Here is a 17,252-nt window from a genome sequence, read left to right on the forward strand (position 1 = left end):
GGTACGCCCACCCGCTGCGCACCGCCGAGCCCGGCGGGCCGGCGGGCGACCTGGCCGCGTTCGCCTCGATGACCCGCGGTGCGTCCATCGTCGGCCTCGGCGAGGCCTCGCACGGCTCGAAGGAGGTGTTCACGGTGAAGGACCGGCTGTTCAGGCAGCTGGTCCGGCGCGAGGGCTTCTCCGCCTACGCCATGGAGATCAGCTGGTCGGCGGCCACGCGGCTGAACACGTACCTCCTCACCGGCAAGGGCGACGTCCGGCAGATCATGCGGGAGGAGTTCCAGGACGGGTACTCCCTGCTCAACACGGAGGAACTCGCCCAGCTCTTCGACTGGATGCGGGAGTACAACCGCTCCGGCTCGCACAAGATCCGGGTCGTGGGCATGGACTTCTCCGACGCCGACCCGGAACAGTACGAGCGCATCCTCACCTGGGCGGAGGGCAACGAGCCCGCCCTCGCGCCCGGACTCCGCCGTCACTACGCCGCACTGCGCGCCCTGCCCACCGGCGTGGCCGCGCGCATGGCCGCGTACAACGCCCTGCCGCTCGCGGAGCGGAAGGCGATCGCCAAGGACGCGGAGGCCGCCTACCAGCTGCTGTCCAAGGCCGGGAAGCAGGACCCCTGGGTGCTGCAGGAGGCCCGGATCATCTCGCACATGGCCACGGAGTACACCGTGGACTGGAGCGACCCGGCCCAGGCGAAGGCCGCCAGCCGCCACCGCGACCGGACCATGGCGGAGACCGCCGTGTGGTGGCAGCGGCAGACCGGCGAGCGGATCGTGGTCTCGGCCCACAACGGGCACGTCTCCTACGAGTCCGCGGTGCCCGAGTACTACCCGGTCACGATGGGTGCGGACCTGCGCGAGCTCGCGGGCCGCGACTACCTCGCCGTCGGCACCTCCTTCTACGGCGGCGACTACCGCGCCAAGACGGCGACGGGCGAGCCGGGAACCTACAGCGTCGGACCGGCCGCGCCCGGCAGCAACGAGTACACCCTCGGCCAGGTGCGCCACCGCGACTTCTACGTCGACCTGCGCGCGGCCGGCCGCAACCCGGCCGTCAAGAGCTGGCTGAACACCGAGCGCCCCACGTTCGTCGTCCCCGGGCGGTACCCCAACGACCCGACGCCGCCGCTCGCTCTCGGACGCGCCTTCGACGTCGTGGTGCACCTGCACCACGTACAGGCGTCCGTGGCGGTGCCGCAGCAGCCGAAGTAGCCACCAGCCGCCACGGTTTCGCCTTCTTCCTTCCGTCACCCGGGCGGGTGACGGAAGGAAGATGTCACCCGCCCGCCTCACTACCCTCGGGTCCATTCCGAGGTCACGGTGCGGTGAGGGAGACGGCCGATGCAGTCGCAGTCCGATGAACCATCAGATTCACCCGATTCACCTGATTCACCTGGCTCGCCGGAGAAACGTCCCGCGCTCGACCCCTGGCGGAGCCGCTACGCCGCCCGCACGGACGGAATGATTGCCTCCGAGGTGCGGGCCCTGTTCGCCGTGGCGGCCCGCCCGGAGGTGGTCTCCCTGGCCGGCGGGATGCCGAACGTCGCGGCGCTGCCCCTGGAGACCGTCAGCGCGGTGATGGCCGACCTCGTTCTGCAGCAGGGGACGGTCGCCCTCCAGTACGGCTCCGCGCAAGGCGTCGGGTCGTTACGCGAGAGCATCTGCGACGTCATGGCCCTCGAAGGCATCACCGCCGCACCGGACGACGTGGTCGTCACCAGCGGCTCGCAGCAGGCCCTGGACCTGGTCGCCAAGATCTTCCTCGACCCGGGCGACACCGTGGTCACCGAGGCTCCCACCTACGTGACGGCGATCAACACCTTCGCCGCGTACCAGGCCCGTATCGCCCACGTCCCGATGGACGGCGACGGAGTCGTCCCCGAGGCCCTGGCCGACACGTTCGCCCGTCTGCACGCCCAGGGGCGCGCCCCCAAGCTCTTCTACACGGTGCCGACGTTCCAGAATCCCGCCGGAGTGACCCTCTCGGCCGCGCGGCGGCACCAGGTCCTCGAAGTCTGCCGCCGCGCCGGGGTGCTGATCCTGGAGGACAACCCGTACGGGCTGCTGCGCTACGACGGCGAGCCGGTGCGCGCCCTGCGTGCCGACGCGGCTCGCCGCCACGACGTGGTCTACCTCGGTTCGTTCTCCAAGACCTTCGCCGCGGGGCTGCGCGTCGGCTGGGCCCTCGCGCCCGCCGCCGTCCGGGACAAGCTGGTCCTGGCGGCCGAGTCCGCGGTCCTGTCCCAGTCCCCCTTCACGCAGCTCGCCGTCGACCGCTACCTGCGCACCGAGCCCTGGCCGGACCAGATCAAGGTCTTCCGGGAGATGTACCGCGAACGCCGCGACGCGATGCTCGGCGCCCTCACCGCGTACATGCCCCCGGGTGTGACCTGGACAGCCCCGGCCGGAGGCTTCTTCGTCTGGGCCACGCTGCCCGACGGGCTGGACGCGAAGGCCATGCTGCCGCGGGCGACCGGCGCCCGCGTCGCCTACGTACCCGGTGCCGGCTTCTTCGCCGACGGCAGCGGCCGGGCGAACATGCGCCTTTCGTTCTGCTACCCGCCGCCGGAGCGCATCCGCGAAGGGGTCCGGCGGCTGGGCGACGTCATCGCCGACGAGATCGCCCTCCGGGACACGGGAACGTCTCGTGTCCCACGCGTCACCCCTGGATCGCCGCTGGCACGGAACCGACGAGTCCGCCGTCGATGACGAGGTCCTGGCCGGTGATGTACGCGGCGTCGTCCGAAGCGAGGAACGCCACGGCCGCCGCGACGTCGCCGGGGTGGCCGAGGGAACCCAGGGGGACCTCCGCGACGCTGCGCGCCTCGGCATCGGGTGTGGGGGTCGCCTCCCGGTACATCTCGGTGTCGATGTAGCCGGGGCTCACGGAGTTGACCCGGATGCCGCGCGGGGCGAGATCCGCGCCCAGGGTACGGGCCAGGTTGTGGACGGCGGCCTTGCTGGCGGAGTAGACGGACGCCACGGACAGTCCGCGGTGCAGGGTCCAGGAGGCGTTGACGACGACGGCACCGCCGTCCCGCAGCAGCGGCAGCGCCTTGTGGACGGTGAAGAAGACGCCCTTGAAATTGACGTCGACGACGTGGTCGAAGTCGGCCTCGGTGATCTCGGCGCTCGGCTTGAACACCCCGACGCCCGCGTTGGCGAAGACCGCGTCGAGATGGCCGCGCCAGGTCTCCGTCCGGCGCATGAGGTGGTCGAGGTCGGCCTGCGAGGCCACGTCCGCGCGGACGGCGAGGATGCGCTCCGGCACGGCGCCGAGCCGGGCGACGGCGGCGTCGAGGCGCGCCTGGTCGCGCCCGGTGATGACGACGTACGCGCCCTCGTCGAGGAGCCGCTGTGCGGTGGCGAAGCCCATGCCGCTGGTGCCGCCCGTGATCAGGACCGTCCTGTTCGTGAATCGCTTCATGCCGACGATCTTCGAGCGGGACGGTCCGGGCCGGAAGGGTCGGCTGAGCCTGGGTCCGGCACCACCACCCTGAGGCCGCGTCAGGCGGAGCGCGGTGATGCCGGGAGATCAGCCTGCGAGCGCCTCCGGCGTGGACAGCAGGGCCTCCAGCCGTGAGCCGGTGTCCGTGTCCGGTGCGGGCGTGTACAGCAGCAGCCGGTGACCGGGCAGGTCGGACAGCGGCAGCGTGGTGTATTCGAAGGTCAGCTGCCCCGTCTCCGGGAGGACGAGCACCTTGATGCCGTGGGCGGCGCTGCCGACGGGGTGCTCCGCCCAGATGGCGGCGAACGCGGGGCTCGCGGCGCACATGCCGGCGGCGAGCCGGCCGAACTCGGGATCGTCCGGGTAGCGGGCGGCGTCCGCCCGGAACTGGCCGACGATCGCCCGCGCCGCGTCCTCCCAGCGGTGCAGCACCGTGCGGTGGCGCGCGTTGGTGAAGAAGTTCACCAGACAGTTGTGGACGCCCTCGTCGTAGCCGAACACCACGCGGGCGGCGCGGTTGATCACGACCAGGTTCCAGTGCCGGTCGATGACGTAGGCGGGCCTGGGCAGCCAGCCGTCGATCACGCGCCGGAGCCCGGAGGGAACCTCCCGGTCGGACGCGGGCGCCTGGGGCGGGTTGAGGCCGGCGAGCAGGTACAGGTGTTCCCGCTCGGCGGCGTCGAAGCGCAGCACGCGCGCGACGGCGTCCAGCACGTCGGCCGACACGTTGATCTCGCGGCCCTGTTCCAGCCACGTGTACCAGGACACCCCGACCCCGGCGAGCACCGCGACTTCCTCGCGGCGCAGGCCGGGGGTGCGGCGCCCGCCGCCGGACGGCATTCCCACGTCCTCGGGAGTCAGGCGGGACCGGCGCGAGCGCAGGAATTCACGTATCTCGGCGCTGCGCCGCCGACGCGCCTCTGCGGGGAGCCGGGAGATGTCCATCCGGCGATCTTAGGCACCGTCACCGGCCGGGCCCCGGCCCGGGCGGAGGGGTCAGGCGAGGTCTATGACCGCCTTGCCGTGCAGGCGGCGTTCGAGGAGCAGGCCGACGGCGTCGGCGGCCGCGTCCCACGGGCCGCGCCAGGCGATCCGGGGTTCGAGTTCTCCGGAGGCGACGAGGCCGGCCAGGAGGGTCAGGTCGGGGCCGAGTCCGGTGCAGCGCAGCAGGAAGAAGCTGGTCAGCGAACGGTCGTGCCCGGTGGGGGCGCCGGAGAAGGCGCTGGGCGGGAAGGTGTCGGGGGCTTGTGCGGCGCGGCCCACCGAGACGAGGGTGCCGTGTTCGGCGAGGCGGGCGTAGCCCTCGACCAGGTGGCGTCCGCCGACCATGTCGATGACTCCGTGGACGGGTTCGGCGAGGGCTTCGGGGCCGGTCACGATCTCGTGTGCGCCGAGGGCGCGCAGGCTGTCGCCGTGCGTGCGGGGGTCGCCGGTGGAGGCGATGACGTGCGCTCCGCCGCGGCGGGCGAGCTGGACCGCGTACCGGCCGACTCCCCCGGTGGCGCCGGTGACCAGGACGCGCTTGCCGAGGATCGGGCCGAGTCGCTGCAGGGCGCGCAGAGCGCTGGCGCCGGCGACGGGGACGGTGCTGACGGCGCCGAGGTCGGTGCCGGCGGGGACGGTGCCGATGAGATCGGTGTCGACCGCGCGCAGTTCCGCCCAGGCGCCGTCGGGGGCGAGCGTGACCACGGGAGTGCCGGCGGCGGGGCCGGAGCCGTCGGCCGCGGCGCGTTCGACGACACCGGCGGCGTCCCAGCCGAGTACGGCTCCGGCGGGCGCCTCCGCCAGGGCGTGCTGGACCTCGCCGAAGTTGAGCGAGGTCGCGGCGACGCGGACGAGCGCCTGGTGCGGGGCGGGTTCGGGGTCCGGTGCCTCGCCCAGGCGCAGGCGGCCGGGGGCGGCGGGATCGACGAGGAGTGCGCGCATGGAGGGTCAGGCCTTTCGGGTTCGGCTTCGGGGTCGGGCTTGGGATCGGCTTCGGGATCGGCTTTGGGATCGACTGCACCGATGCGATTGTGCCACTCAGTGGCATTAACCTACAGGTGGCATTAGCGCCCTCGCTACACTGGCCGTGATGGCAACCACCGGCGCACCTGGCACACCTGACGCATCCGGCGCTCCCGACGCACCTGCGGGCGCACCCGCGGCCGCGTCTGCGCCCGCAGAGCGCCTCCCGCTGCGCGAGCGCAAGAAGCTGCGCACCCGCCAGGCGCTGATCGACACCGCCCTGGAGCTGTTCACGGAACGGGGCTTCGACGGGGCGACGCTGGACGAGCTGTGCGACGCGGTCGAGGTCTCCAAGCGCACGTTCTTCCGCAACTTCGCCAGCAAGGAAGACGTGGCGATGGCGCCGACCCAGGATCTGTGGGCGGCGTTCCTCGACGACCTGGAGACCCGCGAACCAGGCGCACCGCGGGAACCGGGTGAACCGGGCGGCGAAACGGTCCTGGAGATGCTGCAGGCATCGGTGTTCGCAGCGCTGGAGCGGATGACCGACGAGGGATGGACGCGACGCGTCCGCCTCAGCCGCCGCCTGGCCGCCGAGACGCCGTCCATGGACGCCCACGGCCTGCACTTCTGCGACCGCACCGCCCGCAGCGCGGCCGAGACCCTCCGGCGCCGGCTCCGCGTCGAAGACCCCCGCGACGACCTGCGCCTGCGCCTGGCCCTCGACTTCCTCGTCGCCGCCTGTCACTACGCGATGGATACGTGGGTGTCCCTCCCGGGCGGCCCGGGACGAAACGCCCTCGCCGCCGAGCTCGGCACCGCCTTCGCCGCCATTCCGGGAGCCCTCACGCTCAAAGCGACACCGGCGACTTCCACGCACTGACCGCACCGCGACCGAGCCGGACGGCTGACACACCGTCCACGCCGTCGGCCCCCGGGGCCGGGCAACCCGGGTCGTCGACTGCCTGGGCGAGAAGTCGCCGGGCCTCGTGAAGGCGCCGGGCCTCGTGAAGGCACGGGCGCCCGCCGGTCAGAACGGCACGCCGCTGTCCGAGTGGTAGCGGCCGCGCCCGTCGTTCTCCTCGCACCACTTCTCATAGCTGTGCCGCGCCGACTTCCTGCGGCCGCTTCTGCCGCCGCCCGCGAGGCCCCCGATGAGCAGGAAGGGCATGAACAGGATCGCAGCGATGGCGAAAACGGTCAGGAGAAGGCCGAGGACCACGGCGAGGATGAACTTCGCGGAGAAGTATCCGCACACGGCGAGCCCGGCGATGACCACGACCTTCCATACGACCGGAAGTTTCACGAAGCGGGCCAGGAGCACGTCCTTCCGTGCCGCCAAGCGTGTTCTGACGCGACGTTTCACAGTGATCCCCCGTTCTCCGCCCGGCCGGGACTCGTCATCCGGGCCTGCGACCGGAAGTCTGGCACCAACGGCCCGAGCATTGCGGGGAGTTCACCGACTCCGCCATCCGCAAACCCGTTCGGGTCGAGCGACGGGCCACCGCCTGCCGTCAGGCGCGGGAGACGAGCTTGCGGAGGCCGTAGGCGGCCGCCCCCGCCGCCAGGACCGCGGCTCCGGCCGCGACCGACGTCACGGGCAGGGCGAACGCCAGGGCCGCGCAGCCGGTCAGCCCGATGACCGGGACCGGCCTCGGCGGGCGCCCCTCCTCCGGGGTGAGGGTCCACGCGGCGGCGTTGGCGACGGCGTAGTACGCCAGGACGGCGAAGGAGGAGAAGCCGATCGCGTCCCGTACGTCCACCGTCGCGGCGAGCACCGCGACGACCGCCCCGACGGCGAGTTCGGCGCGGTGCGGGACTGCGAAGCGGGGGTGGACGGCGGCCAGGGCGTGGGGCAGGTGGCGGTCGCGGGCCATGGCGAGGGTGGTACGGGAGACGCCCAGGATCAGGGCGAGCAGGGAGCCGAGGGCGGCGACGGCCGCACCGGCGCGCACGGCGGGCACGAGGGCGGGGGCGCCGGACAGGCGCGCGGCCTCCGCCAGTGGTGCGGTGGCCTCGGCGAGCCCGCCGGGGCCGAGGACGGACAGCGTCGCGGCGGTGACGGCCGCGTACACCACGAGGGTGATGCCCAGGGCGAGCGGGATCGCACGGGGGATGGTGCGGGCGGGGTCGCGGACCTCCTCGCCGAGGGTCGCGATGCGGGCGTACCCGGCGAACGCGAAGAACAGCAGCCCGGCCGCCTGGAGCACCCCGCCCGCGCCGGCGTCCGCGCCGAGGTGCAGACGGCCGGCTTCTGCCGTTCCGCCGGTCAGGCACACGGCGACCACCGCCGCCAGGACCGCCAGGACGACGGCGACGATCGCCCGGGTCACCCGGGCGGACTTCTGCACTCCGGCGTAATTCACCGCCGTCAGCACCACCACGGCCGCCACCGCGACCGCGTGGGCCCGGCCCGGCCAGGCGTATGTCCCTACGGTCAGGGCCATGGCCGCGCAGGAGGCGGTCTTGCCCACGACGAAGCCCCAGCCGGCCAGGTAGCCCCAGAAGTCGCCGAGGCGCTCGCGGCCGTAGACGTAGGTCCCGCCCGAGGCCGGGTAGCGGGCGGCCAGCCGGGCCGAGGAGGTGGCGTTGCAGTAGGCCACCAGCGCGGCCAGGGCCAGGGCGGGCAGCAGAGCCGATCCGGCGGCGCCGGCGGCCGGCCCGGGCGCGGCGAAGATCCCCGCCCCGAGCATGGACCCCAGGCCGATGACCACCGCGTCGAAGACGCCCAGCCGCCGCTTCAAACCGCCTGCCTGGGCCGGATCCGGAGCCGCATTCATCGTTCGCCCTTCCCCGGAGCCCCGGCGGGCCCCACGTGCCATGGGTACCAGCGCACGCTACCGGAGCGGGACATCCGGCCGGGGCTGTCGCCCTTTCCCTCGTCGGGGTGGTTTCGGCCCGGTCGCGGCGCCGCTGCCCGTATTCATGCGATTGCCTCTCGCACACCGCAGCAGACATCGCAGCAGAGCATCAGGGGGCGCCATGGCAGACGGGACGGTTCTGTTCGCAGTACGGGAGAACTCCGGGGACGGGGGCACCGGAGCCGAGCAACTCCGCAGGATCCAGAAGGAGTTGGAGGCGGCCGGTTACGAGGTGCGCCGGGCCTCCACGAGCGACGGCGCCCGGGCGGTGCTGCGCACCGAGGCCGGACTGGCCGCCGCCGTCGTCGACTGGGGGCTTCCCGGAGCCGGCGGGGAGGACGGCAAGGAGCTCAACAAGGAAGGCGACGAGCCCGGTGGCGCCGGTGTGCTGCGCCAAGTGGGCCGCCGCTTCCAGGACCTGCCGGTCTTCCTGATCACGGCCGGCGAGGACCTCGACCACCTGCCCCTGTGGGTGGCGGAGACCGTCGTCGGCTACATCTGGCCGCTGGAGGACACCGCGTCCTTCATCGCCGGACGGATCGCACGGGCCGCCCGCGGCTACCAGGAGGACCTGCTGCCGCCGTTCTTCAAGGCGCTGCGCGCGTTCGACGACACGCACGAGTACTCCTGGCACACCCCGGCCCACTCCGGCGGCGTCGCCTTCCTCAAGTCCCCCGTCGGCCGGGCCTTCTACGACCACTTCGGGGAACGGCTGCTGCGCAGCGACCTGTCGATCTCGGTCGAGGAGCTCGGTTCGCTCTTCGAGCACACCGGCCCGGTCGGCGCGGCGGAGCGCAACGCCGCCCGTATCTTCGGCGCCGACCGCACCTACTTCGTCCTGCACGGCGACTCGACGTGCGACCGCATGGTCGGGCACTTCAGCGTCACGCGCGACGAGATCGCGCTGGTGGACCGCAACTGCCACAAGTCGGTCCTGCACGGCCTGGTCCTGTCGGGCGCGCGGCCGGTCTATCTGGTGCCCACGCGCAACGGGTACGGGCTGGCGGGCCCGCTGCCGCCCGCCGAGGTCCGGGCGCAGTCGGTCGCCTCCCGGATCGCCCGCAACCCGCTGACCCCGGGGGCGGTCTCCCCCGACGCCCAGTACGCGGTGCTCACCAACTCCACGTACGACGGCCTGTGTTACGACACGCTCCAGGTCGCCCGCGCCCTCGCACCGAGCACGCCCCGGCTCCACTTCGACGAGGCCTGGTTCGCCTACGCCCGGTTCCATCCCCTCTACGCGGGGCGCTACGGCATGGCGGTGGGCCCCGACACCTTCCCCGAGCCCGAGCGGCCCACCGTCTTCTCCACCCAGTCCACGCACAAGCTCCTGGCCGCGCTGTCGCAGTCCGCGATGGTGCACGTCAAGCCCGCACCGCGGGCGCCGGTGGAGCACGAGCGCTTCAACGAGGCGTTCATGATGCACGGCACCACCTCGCCGCTGTACCCGATGATCGCCTCCCTGGACGTGGCCGCCGCGATGATGGACGGGCCGCAGGGCCGCTGGCTGATCGACGAGGCGGTGGCCGAGGCCGTCCGCTTCCGCCAGACGGTCGTCCGCATCGGCCGGCGCATCGCGGCCGCAGGCGACCGGCCCGGCTGGTTCTTCGGCGTCTGGCAGCCCGAGACGGTCACCGACCCCGCCACCGGCGAGCAGGTGCCCTTCGCCGACGCCCCCGCCGGACTGCTGCGCAGCGAGCCTTCCTGCTGGCAGCTGGAACCCGGCGCCGACTGGCACGGCTTCCCCGGCCTGACCGAGGGCTACTGCCTCCTCGACCCCGTCAAGGTCACCCTCACCTGCCCGGGCATCGACGCCTCGGGTCGGATGTCCGACTGGGGCATCCCGGCCCGCGTCCTCACCGCCTACCTGGCCACCAGGAGCATCGTGGTGGAGAAGACCGACAGCTACACCACGCTCATCCTGTTCTCCATGGGGATCACCAAGGGCAAGTGGGGCACGCTCATGGACGCCCTGATGGACTTCAAGACGCTCTACGACGAGGACGCGCCGCTGGAGCGCGTCCTGCCGGAGCTGGTGGAGGCGCACCCGCAGCGCTACACCGGAGGGACCCTGCGCGGCCTGTGCCAGGAGATGCACGACCACCTGCGCGAGACGGACCTGGTCGAACTGCTCGACACCGCCTTCCAGGACCTGCCCGAGCCCGTCACCCCGCCCCAGCACTGCTACCAGCGCCTCATCCGCGGCGGCACCGAGCGGGTGCGGCTGGCCGAGGCGGCGGACCGGGTGGCCGCCGCCATGGTGACCGTCACCCCGCCCGGCATCCCCGTCCTCATGCCCGGCGAGAGCACCGGCGCGCAGGACGGGCCGCTGCTGCGCTACCTCAAGGCCCTGGAATCCTTCGACCGGCGCTTCCCCGGCTTCCACAGCGAGGCCCACGGCGTCACGCTCGACCCGGACAGCGGCGACTACCTCATCGAATGCGTGCGCCGCATCCCGGCCCAGCAGGCCGGGCAGACGGCGGCTCCGTCCGTGCGGGTCAGCGACGCGTGAACGGCCTCACGTCGATCACCGGCACGCCCGCCGCGTGCGCCGCGACGATGCCCTCGTCGCTGTCCTCGTGGACCAGGCAGCGCGAGGGGTGCGCCCCGAGCGCCTCGGCCGCGGCCAGGAAGATGTCCGGGGCGGGCTTGCCGCGTTCGACGTCGTCGCGCGTGACGAAGGCGGCGGGCCCCGCCCGAGGCCACCGCCATGGGGAGGCGGTGCTTCATCGCCTCCACCACGGCCAGGACGGCCGCGTGCGGGCGTCGAACCAGTCCTGTGCGAGGTCGGACGCATGGGGGACATCACCTCTCCGTGTCCAGCGGATGGCCGGAACGCGTAGGAACGGTGGGAACAGAGGCAATAGGGGCAACAGGGGCCTGGATACGGGAGCGGCTGCGGGCGCAGGCGCGGACTTCGCCTCCTGCATCCACTTCCCCAGCCCCACCGCCGAGGCGGCCGTGATCACCGCGTAGACCAGGAAGGTGAAGGATGGCGTCGTGAGGCGTGTGTGCCGTACGGTCGCCGGGTGAACGCCGCGACCGCCACAGGGCTGCTCCACCTCATCGCCGCCGAGCCCACACTGCTCGCGAGCGCCCCCGCCGACGCGGACGAGTCGGACCTGCGCCTCCGCGCGCGCGAGGGACGGCACCTGTGCCTCGGCTGCGGGCAGCCCGCCCGGTGCGCGGTCGTCGTCAACTCCGACGCGCACGGGCCGCGTTGGCTGGATCTCTGCTCCCCCTGCTGGCAGACCGTGCGCACCGCCAACGTCGTGTGGGGCGAGGTGGACGACGCCGAGAGGCCCGGGGAGGCGGACGCCCAGGCCGGGGCGTAGACGGTGACCGGCATCCCGCGGCCGGTCGGCCTGCACGTGACGGGCGGCTCGGCGATGTCCGCCGCAGCGCACGAGGTCGTCGCCCGTCCCGGGAAAATCCCTGGCGGGAGGCGCTGCGGGCCTGGCAGGATCCTCCGCATGACCTACGGAATCGAGTCCCACCCCGCCTGGTGAGCCCGCAGGAAGAGCGCGCCGCGCTCACCCCTCGGACCTCCCTGTACGCCTACGCCCTGCGCCTGCGGGACGCAGAGCCCGACGGCCGCCCTCCCCGGCGCGGCTACCGCCTGCCGGCCCCTGATCCGGGTCCGGCCCCTGCTTCGCCCTCAGCAGCACCGGCTGCGACCCAGCAGCGCGGCAACCTCGACCGGGCCGGAGCCCGAGCCGCCGCCACGGGTGCCGTCGCCCCGCTGCTGAGCGACCCCGACACGCTCCGGGCCGCCGACGAAGTGCACCGTCGCCTCCACGACCTGGGCGCACAAGTCGCCGATGTCCGCAACGCCCTCGCCGGGCTTCCCCTCGAAGACGCAGCGGCAGCCCGCGCCCTCGGCCGCCGCCTGGTCCGTACGGGCACGAGCGCACCGGCCGTGAGCGTCGGAATCGACCTCCTGGCACGCCTCGGTGAGCCGGAGGACGTTGCCTGCCTCAAGGTCCTCGGCCTGTTCCGGAGCTTCGCCCGCCCCGTCATCGCGGCCCTCACCGCCATCGACTGCCCGACCGGCGCCCTCGTGTGGCTGAGCCGCTGCACCGAGGGCCGGGAGCTGCGCCGCCTGGTCGACGCCCTGCTCGCCCGCGACGACCAGGCGGCCCGCGACGGGCTGCTCGCCGTCCCCCTCGACCCCCGTGCCGTGGGGTCCGAAACCGCCCGCAGAATCGCGGAGGCCGTCGTGCTCGACGACATCATCAGCAACGATCCCGTGGACGCCCCCACTCTGGCCCAGGCAGGACGCCTCCTGGTCAGGATGGCGCGGGCGAACGACTACCGGCACGAGATCCTCGCCTACGACCGGGCCGCGGCCGCGTACGAGGCCTTCGTCACCCGCGCCTCCCGGTTGCCTCCCGGCCTCGACCACTACGCGATCCTGCTCTCCGTCGCCCTCGACCTGCACAGCGGGCCGTCCGTTCTCCTCGGCTGGCGCCCCGGACAGCGCGAAGCGCTCCTGGAGAGTCTGGAGTCCGTACTGACGGCTCCCGCGTGGGCCGCCGTACCCGGCGCCGGCCCCGGCCTCACCGACCCCGGCCTCACCAGCCCTGCCGAACGCCGCCGGATCCAGTGGATACGCCGCGCCGCACGGCAGCCCTTCACCCGCCCGGCGGCTCCGGGCCGGCTCCGTATCGAGGTCGTCGTACGCGACCCGGCGGTACCGGAGTGCGTCGAGACGCGGGTTCTGATCGACGGCCGTCCCCTGGTGCCCGAGGTCTTCGACCGTGGCCCCGCCCACTCCCCCGAGTACCTGCTCGACACCGGCCGCCTGCGGGCCACGGCCGAGCCCCGCGAAGTGCAGCTCGCCGAGGCGTACTGCACCGAGGGCTGCTGCGGCGCGCTCCACGTCACCATCTGCCGCGACGGGGACCAGGTGGTGTGGCGCGACTGGCGCCGCCCGCGCACCCTGCCCTCCGGGCGGCCCGCACCCGAACTCCCCGAGTACCGCTTCGACGCGGCCGCCTACGACGCCGAGATCGCACGTGCGGAGACCGACCGCTCCTGGGCCTGGCCCGCCCGGAACGCCGCGCGGCTCATCGCCACGGGGCTCCGTGACCGGCCGGACGTCCTCGCCAGGTGGGACGCCCGCCTGGACTGGGCCGGCACCGACTTCGGCGAGCCCGACACGATCGCCGTGTCGTTCACGTTCCGGCCGGGGATCGCCGCCGGGCGCCAGGACGAGGACGGGCACTACCTGCAGTTCGTCTGGGAACTCCAGGACGACGGCACACCGGCGGAGCAGCAGGCCGCCGCGGCGCTGCACCGCCTCTCGACGGCGGATCCGAAGGGCTACGCGCACGTCAGGGGCGGCAGCCGCGAGTCCGCCGAGGCGCTCGGCCACCCGTGGCCCTGACGGCCGCCCGGCCGGGTTCGCAGGCCGGATAGGGCCTGTAGACGGGCGGCGCGGCTCCGGGCGAGCATGGCAGGCTCGGGCACCGCGTCCGGTGGCCCCGGCGGGAGAGGAGACGCACGTGCACCGCACCCAGCGCACGGAAGAGGCACAGCCGGCCGAACCCTCCCCCGCCGCGCAATGGCCACCGGAACCGGCCCTGGCCGCCCGTCTCACCACGCTCCAGCAGACGCTGGGGAACCGTGCGACGGCGGCCGCGGCCGGCACGCAGGGCGGCGGGGCCGCGCCGGCCCGTACACCGGGGAAGGTGGTCGTCGGGGTGCCGTACCGGACCGACGGCCGCGGTTCGGCGCACACCGGATACGACATGAAGGCCGTGTCCGCGATGTCGGGCCTGGCGGGTGACGTGCAGGTGGAGGGCCGGACGCTGCCGCCCGGGGCGGCGGCATCGGGGGCCGTTACCCCGCCCCGTCCGGCCGGGGCCTCCCAAGTCCGTGCCCACTTACAGGGGGTGGACGCCCTTCTGATCCCCGGGGCGCCGTCCGCCAATGACACCCAGATCGCCAGCGAGCGGGGCACGCCCGAAGACGCCGGGCACAACTCCGCCGACGCACCCAGGACCAAGAAGCACGTGCGGGAGGAGCACCGCAGCCGGGCCGCCTACGAACTGGCCCTGATCGAACAAGCGAAGAACCTCGGCATGCCGGTCATCGCGGTGTGCGCGGGCTCCTGGCGGTTGCTGGAGGCTTACGGAGGGGCCGTGGAAACACTGCCGGCAGCAGAGCGTTCCCTTCACACCGACAAGAACAACGTGTGGGGCTTGCGGCACCCGGTCGACGTCGTCTCCGGCACCCGGCTTGCGGACGCCTTCGCCTCCGCTCGGCCGGACGCAGCGGATGCGCTGTCCGGCGCCCCGGTGACCAGCACCCACTGGGCGGCAGCCTCCGAAGCCGCCCCCGGATCCTTCCGGCAGAGCACACAGGCCGCGCAGGACACCGAGGTGCGACGGCTTCCCGACGACATCCTGGCCGTCGCCGCCCGGACCTCGGCGGACGGCTCGTCGTCGGTCGAGGCCTTCGAGACCCGCTCGGGAGCCCCTGTCATGGGCATCCAATGGCACCCCGAAACCCACCTGCCCGACATGCCGGGGCGGTACACCGACGCTGGACGAACCGACCCGGACCCGGCCGTGGCCTCCTCGGAAGCCCTGTTCCGGCACTTCGTTCAGGCGGCCTTGTCCTACCGCTACCGGCGCGACATGCACGGCGAGTTCACCGCGTCACACGCGCGGCCGAATCCGTAACCATGGGTCCGGCGGCCGCCCCGTTCAGGCCCGTTTTGCGGGGCATGTGATCCAATGAGCCGATGAGCGACATCAACACGGCTCTGGGTCCCTGGAACTGACCGACGGCCGCTGGGCGGTGGGAGACTCCCGGCGACCGGACGGGTCCTGGGTGGAGTTCCACCCGGAGGGGCTCCATCGGCACGCGCCCGCCTCGGAGGGCGAGTTGATCCCGTGGTCCAGGATCATGCCGGGGATGCGCGTGACCCTGGGGCGCGGATATCCGTCGCGAGGCAACTTCACAGCGCTGGGGTTGCTCGGCGGCCTGCCGGGCCTCAAGGGGCACGGCGGGGGCCACCTGATCATGACGCTGCGCCACCCGTACGAGAACCGGAGGTGTACTTCGACCGGCACAGCCGCTGGTACGGGATCACCGAGGTCGCGATCCTGGAGGAGCTGCTGGGGCAGACCGCCGCCGCGGGCGAGGTGCACCGGCTCGCCGACGTGGACTGGCTGAGCCGCGTGGTCGGCCGCTTGGCGCCACAGGTGCCCCGGACGACCGGCGGAATCCGGAAGGCGGTGACGCAGGCCCTGCAAGCTCAGGAGCCCACCGTGGCCTGACCGGCCGGTCCCGCCCTACTCGATTCCCGTGAACAGCCTTCGGCCGGTAGCGCCAGGAGGCCCCCGGGGAGGAAGGAAGCGACATGCCTGCACAGCCGAGCGTGCGTACCACTGACGGCATGCTGGAGGGGCGTTGGCGACAGGGACACGCGGTGTTCCGCGGCATCCCCTACGCCCGGCCGCCGGTGGGAGCGCTCCGGTTCGCCGCGCCCGTCCCGCCCCGGCCCTGGGAAGGGACCAGGCCGGCGGCGGAGTTCGGGCCCGCGGCACCGCAGTCCGGCCCGGTGCGGACGGATCCGGGGGAAGGCACGGACTGGCTGACGCTCAACGTCAGTACCCCGGATCCGGGCGCGGCGGGGCTGCCGGTGCTGGTGTGGATCCACGGGGGTGCCTACATCGCGGGGGCATCGAGCGACCCGATGTACGACCCGGCGGTGCTGACGGGGGCGGGGCTCGTCGTGGTGAGCATCAACTACCGGATCGGCGCCGAGGGCTTCGCGCTCCTCGAAGGCGCACCGGCCAACCGCGGATTCCTCGACCAGATCGCCGCCTTGCAGTGGGTGCAGCGGAACATCGCCTCCTTCGGCGGGGACCCCGGCCGTGTCACCGTCGCCGGGCAGTCCGCCGGGGCGGGGTCGATCGCCGCCCTGCTCACGATGGAGCCGTCCCGCGGACTGTTCCGGCGGGCCGTCGCCCACTCGGTGCCGGGCAACTACTGCACCCCCGCCCTGGCCGGACAGGTCGCCGCCGCGCTCGCGGACCGGCTCGGCACGGCGCCCACCGCCGCCGCACTCGCCGGCGTCGAGCCCCGGCGCCTGGCCGGTGAACTCACCTCCCTCAGCGCCGGCCTGTCCGGTCACCGCCCGCGCTGGGGACGGCTGGCCCGGACCGGTGTCGCCATATGCCCCGTCGTGGACGGTGAGGTCCTTCCCGAAACTCCCTGGCCCGCGCTCACCGGCGGCCGCGCGGGCGGAGCCGAGCTCCTCGTCGGCCATACCCGCGACGAATTCCGGCTGTTCAGCGTCTTGAGCGGACGGCTGGGCAGCTTCACCGAGGAGGATGCCCGTACCGCTCTGGACCTGTTCGCCCCGGCGCCGGACGGCGCGGAGGCCTACCGGGCCGCCCACCCGCAGGCCACCCCGGAGGAGCTGCTGGAAGCGGTGTACTCCGACGCCCTGTTCCGGATGCCTTCGCTGCAGCTGGCCGAGGCGAACGCGGCGGCCGGCGGCACCTCCTTCGTGTTCGATCTGCAACTGCCCTCCCCTGCCTTCGGAGGGGCCCTGGGCGCCTGCCACAGCCTCGACGTCCCCTTGGCGTTCGGCACACCGGACAGCCCCGCCGGCAGGGGACTTCTCGGCAACCGGCCCGGCCCCGAGGCCGTCGCGGTATCGCGCGAACTCCAGCAGGCGTGGGTCCGCTTCGTCACCACCGGCGACGCCGGATGGCCCGCCTACCGCCCCGATCAGCGGCTGACGCGCGTCCTGGACACCGAATCGAGGACCGTACCGTATCCGGAAGAAGCCTCCCGCCGGATCTGGGAGGGCCGTCCCCCGGCCCCCTTCGACCTCGTGCAACCCGCCGGAAGCCGGTAGTGGAGCAGACCCCCGAAGGGATACGGGGGCCTGCCGGAGTGATCCCGGGCGGGTGCGTCCCTAGCTTTTGTTGTATGACACGTGTACGGCAGAGCGAGAGCGGTGCCACC

Annotated in this window: 15 protein-coding genes; 9 read left to right on the top strand and 6 right to left on the bottom strand. The window is 73.2% G+C overall.

The window, feature by feature from the left end; genetic code table 11:
* Positions 1 to 1,217, top strand: a 1,217-nt coding sequence (locus tag V7793_RS07950; protein ID WP_336003655.1) for an erythromycin esterase family protein, incomplete at its 5' end; no start/stop codon positions are given.
* A gap of 249 nt (positions 1,218 to 1,466) precedes the next feature.
* Complete coding sequence (locus V7793_RS07955) at positions 1,467 to 2,714, top strand: aminotransferase-like domain-containing protein (RefSeq protein ID WP_336003657.1); 1,248 nt, start codon at positions 1,467 to 1,469, stop codon at positions 2,712 to 2,714.
* On the opposite strand, the gene V7793_RS07960 is transcribed toward V7793_RS07955, so the two are convergent.
* From V7793_RS07960 to V7793_RS07970, 3 genes are all read right to left on the bottom strand, one after another.
* Positions 2,665 to 3,432 carry an SDR family NAD(P)-dependent oxidoreductase gene (locus V7793_RS07960; protein ID WP_336003658.1) on the bottom strand — a complete coding sequence of 256 codons (768 nt, stop codon included), beginning with the start codon at positions 3,430 to 3,432 and terminating at the stop codon, positions 2,665 to 2,667. The two genes, V7793_RS07955 and V7793_RS07960, sit on opposite strands and share 50 nt — an antisense overlap.
* 108 nt (positions 3,433 to 3,540) lie before the next feature.
* Positions 3,541 to 4,398, bottom strand: coding sequence for a helix-turn-helix transcriptional regulator (locus V7793_RS07965; protein WP_336003660.1), 858 nt, complete (start codon positions 4,396 to 4,398; stop codon positions 3,541 to 3,543).
* A gap of 51 nt (positions 4,399 to 4,449) precedes the next feature.
* Positions 4,450 to 5,379: a zinc-binding dehydrogenase gene (locus V7793_RS07970; RefSeq protein WP_336003662.1), complete on the bottom strand. Its 930-nt coding sequence runs from the start codon at positions 5,377 to 5,379 to the stop codon at positions 4,450 to 4,452.
* 148 nt (positions 5,380 to 5,527) lie between these two features.
* On the opposite strand from V7793_RS07970, the gene V7793_RS07975 reads away from it, so the two are divergent.
* The gene (locus tag V7793_RS07975) at positions 5,528 to 6,283 is read left to right on the top strand and encodes a TetR/AcrR family transcriptional regulator (protein ID WP_336003664.1); all 756 of its coding nucleotides are present in this window, start codon (positions 5,528 to 5,530) and stop codon (positions 6,281 to 6,283) included.
* A 147-nt stretch (positions 6,284 to 6,430) separates the two neighbouring features.
* Here the strand turns inward: V7793_RS07975 and V7793_RS07980 are convergent, their stop codons facing one another.
* Together V7793_RS07980 and V7793_RS07985 are read right to left on the bottom strand one after the other, a co-directional pair.
* On the bottom strand, positions 6,431 to 6,742 hold the full coding sequence (locus V7793_RS07980; protein WP_336003666.1) for a hypothetical protein: 312 nt from the start codon (positions 6,740 to 6,742) through the stop codon (positions 6,431 to 6,433).
* Positions 6,743 to 6,914: 172 nt separating this feature from the next.
* On the bottom strand, positions 6,915 to 8,180 hold the full coding sequence (locus V7793_RS07985) for an APC family permease (RefSeq protein ID WP_336003668.1): 1,266 nt from the start codon (positions 8,178 to 8,180) through the stop codon (positions 6,915 to 6,917).
* A 202-nt stretch (positions 8,181 to 8,382) separates the two neighbouring features.
* Here V7793_RS07985 and V7793_RS07990 point away from each other — a divergent pair, with 202 nt between their 5' ends.
* Positions 8,383 to 10,773 (top strand): Orn/Lys/Arg decarboxylase N-terminal domain-containing protein, encoded by a 2,391-nt coding sequence (locus V7793_RS07990; protein ID WP_336003671.1) that lies wholly within the window; start codon positions 8,383 to 8,385, stop codon positions 10,771 to 10,773.
* On the opposite strand, the gene V7793_RS07995 is transcribed toward V7793_RS07990, so the two are convergent.
* Positions 10,760 to 10,897, bottom strand: a complete 138-nt coding sequence (locus V7793_RS07995) for an HAD hydrolase-like protein (RefSeq protein WP_336003718.1) — start codon at positions 10,895 to 10,897, stop codon at positions 10,760 to 10,762. The two genes, V7793_RS07990 and V7793_RS07995, sit on opposite strands and share 14 nt — an antisense overlap.
* 393 nt (positions 10,898 to 11,290) lie before the next feature.
* Here V7793_RS07995 and V7793_RS08000 point away from each other — a divergent pair, with 393 nt between their 5' ends.
* From V7793_RS08000 to V7793_RS08020, 5 genes are all read left to right on the top strand, one after another.
* Complete coding sequence (locus V7793_RS08000; protein ID WP_336003672.1) at positions 11,291 to 11,596, top strand: hypothetical protein; 306 nt, start codon at positions 11,291 to 11,293, stop codon at positions 11,594 to 11,596.
* Positions 11,597 to 11,766: 170 nt separating this feature from the next.
* A complete protein-coding gene (locus V7793_RS08005; protein ID WP_336003673.1) occupies positions 11,767 to 13,650 on the top strand; it encodes a hypothetical protein in 1,884 nt (627 codons plus the stop codon).
* A gap of 118 nt (positions 13,651 to 13,768) precedes the next feature.
* Positions 13,769 to 14,950, top strand: a complete 1,182-nt coding sequence (locus V7793_RS08010; RefSeq protein ID WP_336003675.1) for a gamma-glutamyl-gamma-aminobutyrate hydrolase family protein — start codon at positions 13,769 to 13,771, stop codon at positions 14,948 to 14,950.
* A gap of 375 nt (positions 14,951 to 15,325) precedes the next feature.
* A complete protein-coding gene (locus V7793_RS08015; RefSeq protein WP_336003677.1) occupies positions 15,326 to 15,550 on the top strand; it encodes a hypothetical protein in 225 nt (74 codons plus the stop codon).
* Between the two features lie 83 nt (positions 15,551 to 15,633).
* Complete coding sequence (locus tag V7793_RS08020) at positions 15,634 to 17,142, top strand: carboxylesterase/lipase family protein (protein ID WP_336003678.1); 1,509 nt, start codon at positions 15,634 to 15,636, stop codon at positions 17,140 to 17,142.
* The last annotated feature ends 110 nt before the right edge of the window (positions 17,143 to 17,252 follow it).

The organism is Streptomyces sp. KLMMK, from assembly GCF_036961605.1.
GTDB lineage: Bacteria > Actinomycetota > Actinomycetes > Streptomycetales > Streptomycetaceae > Streptomyces > Streptomyces telluris.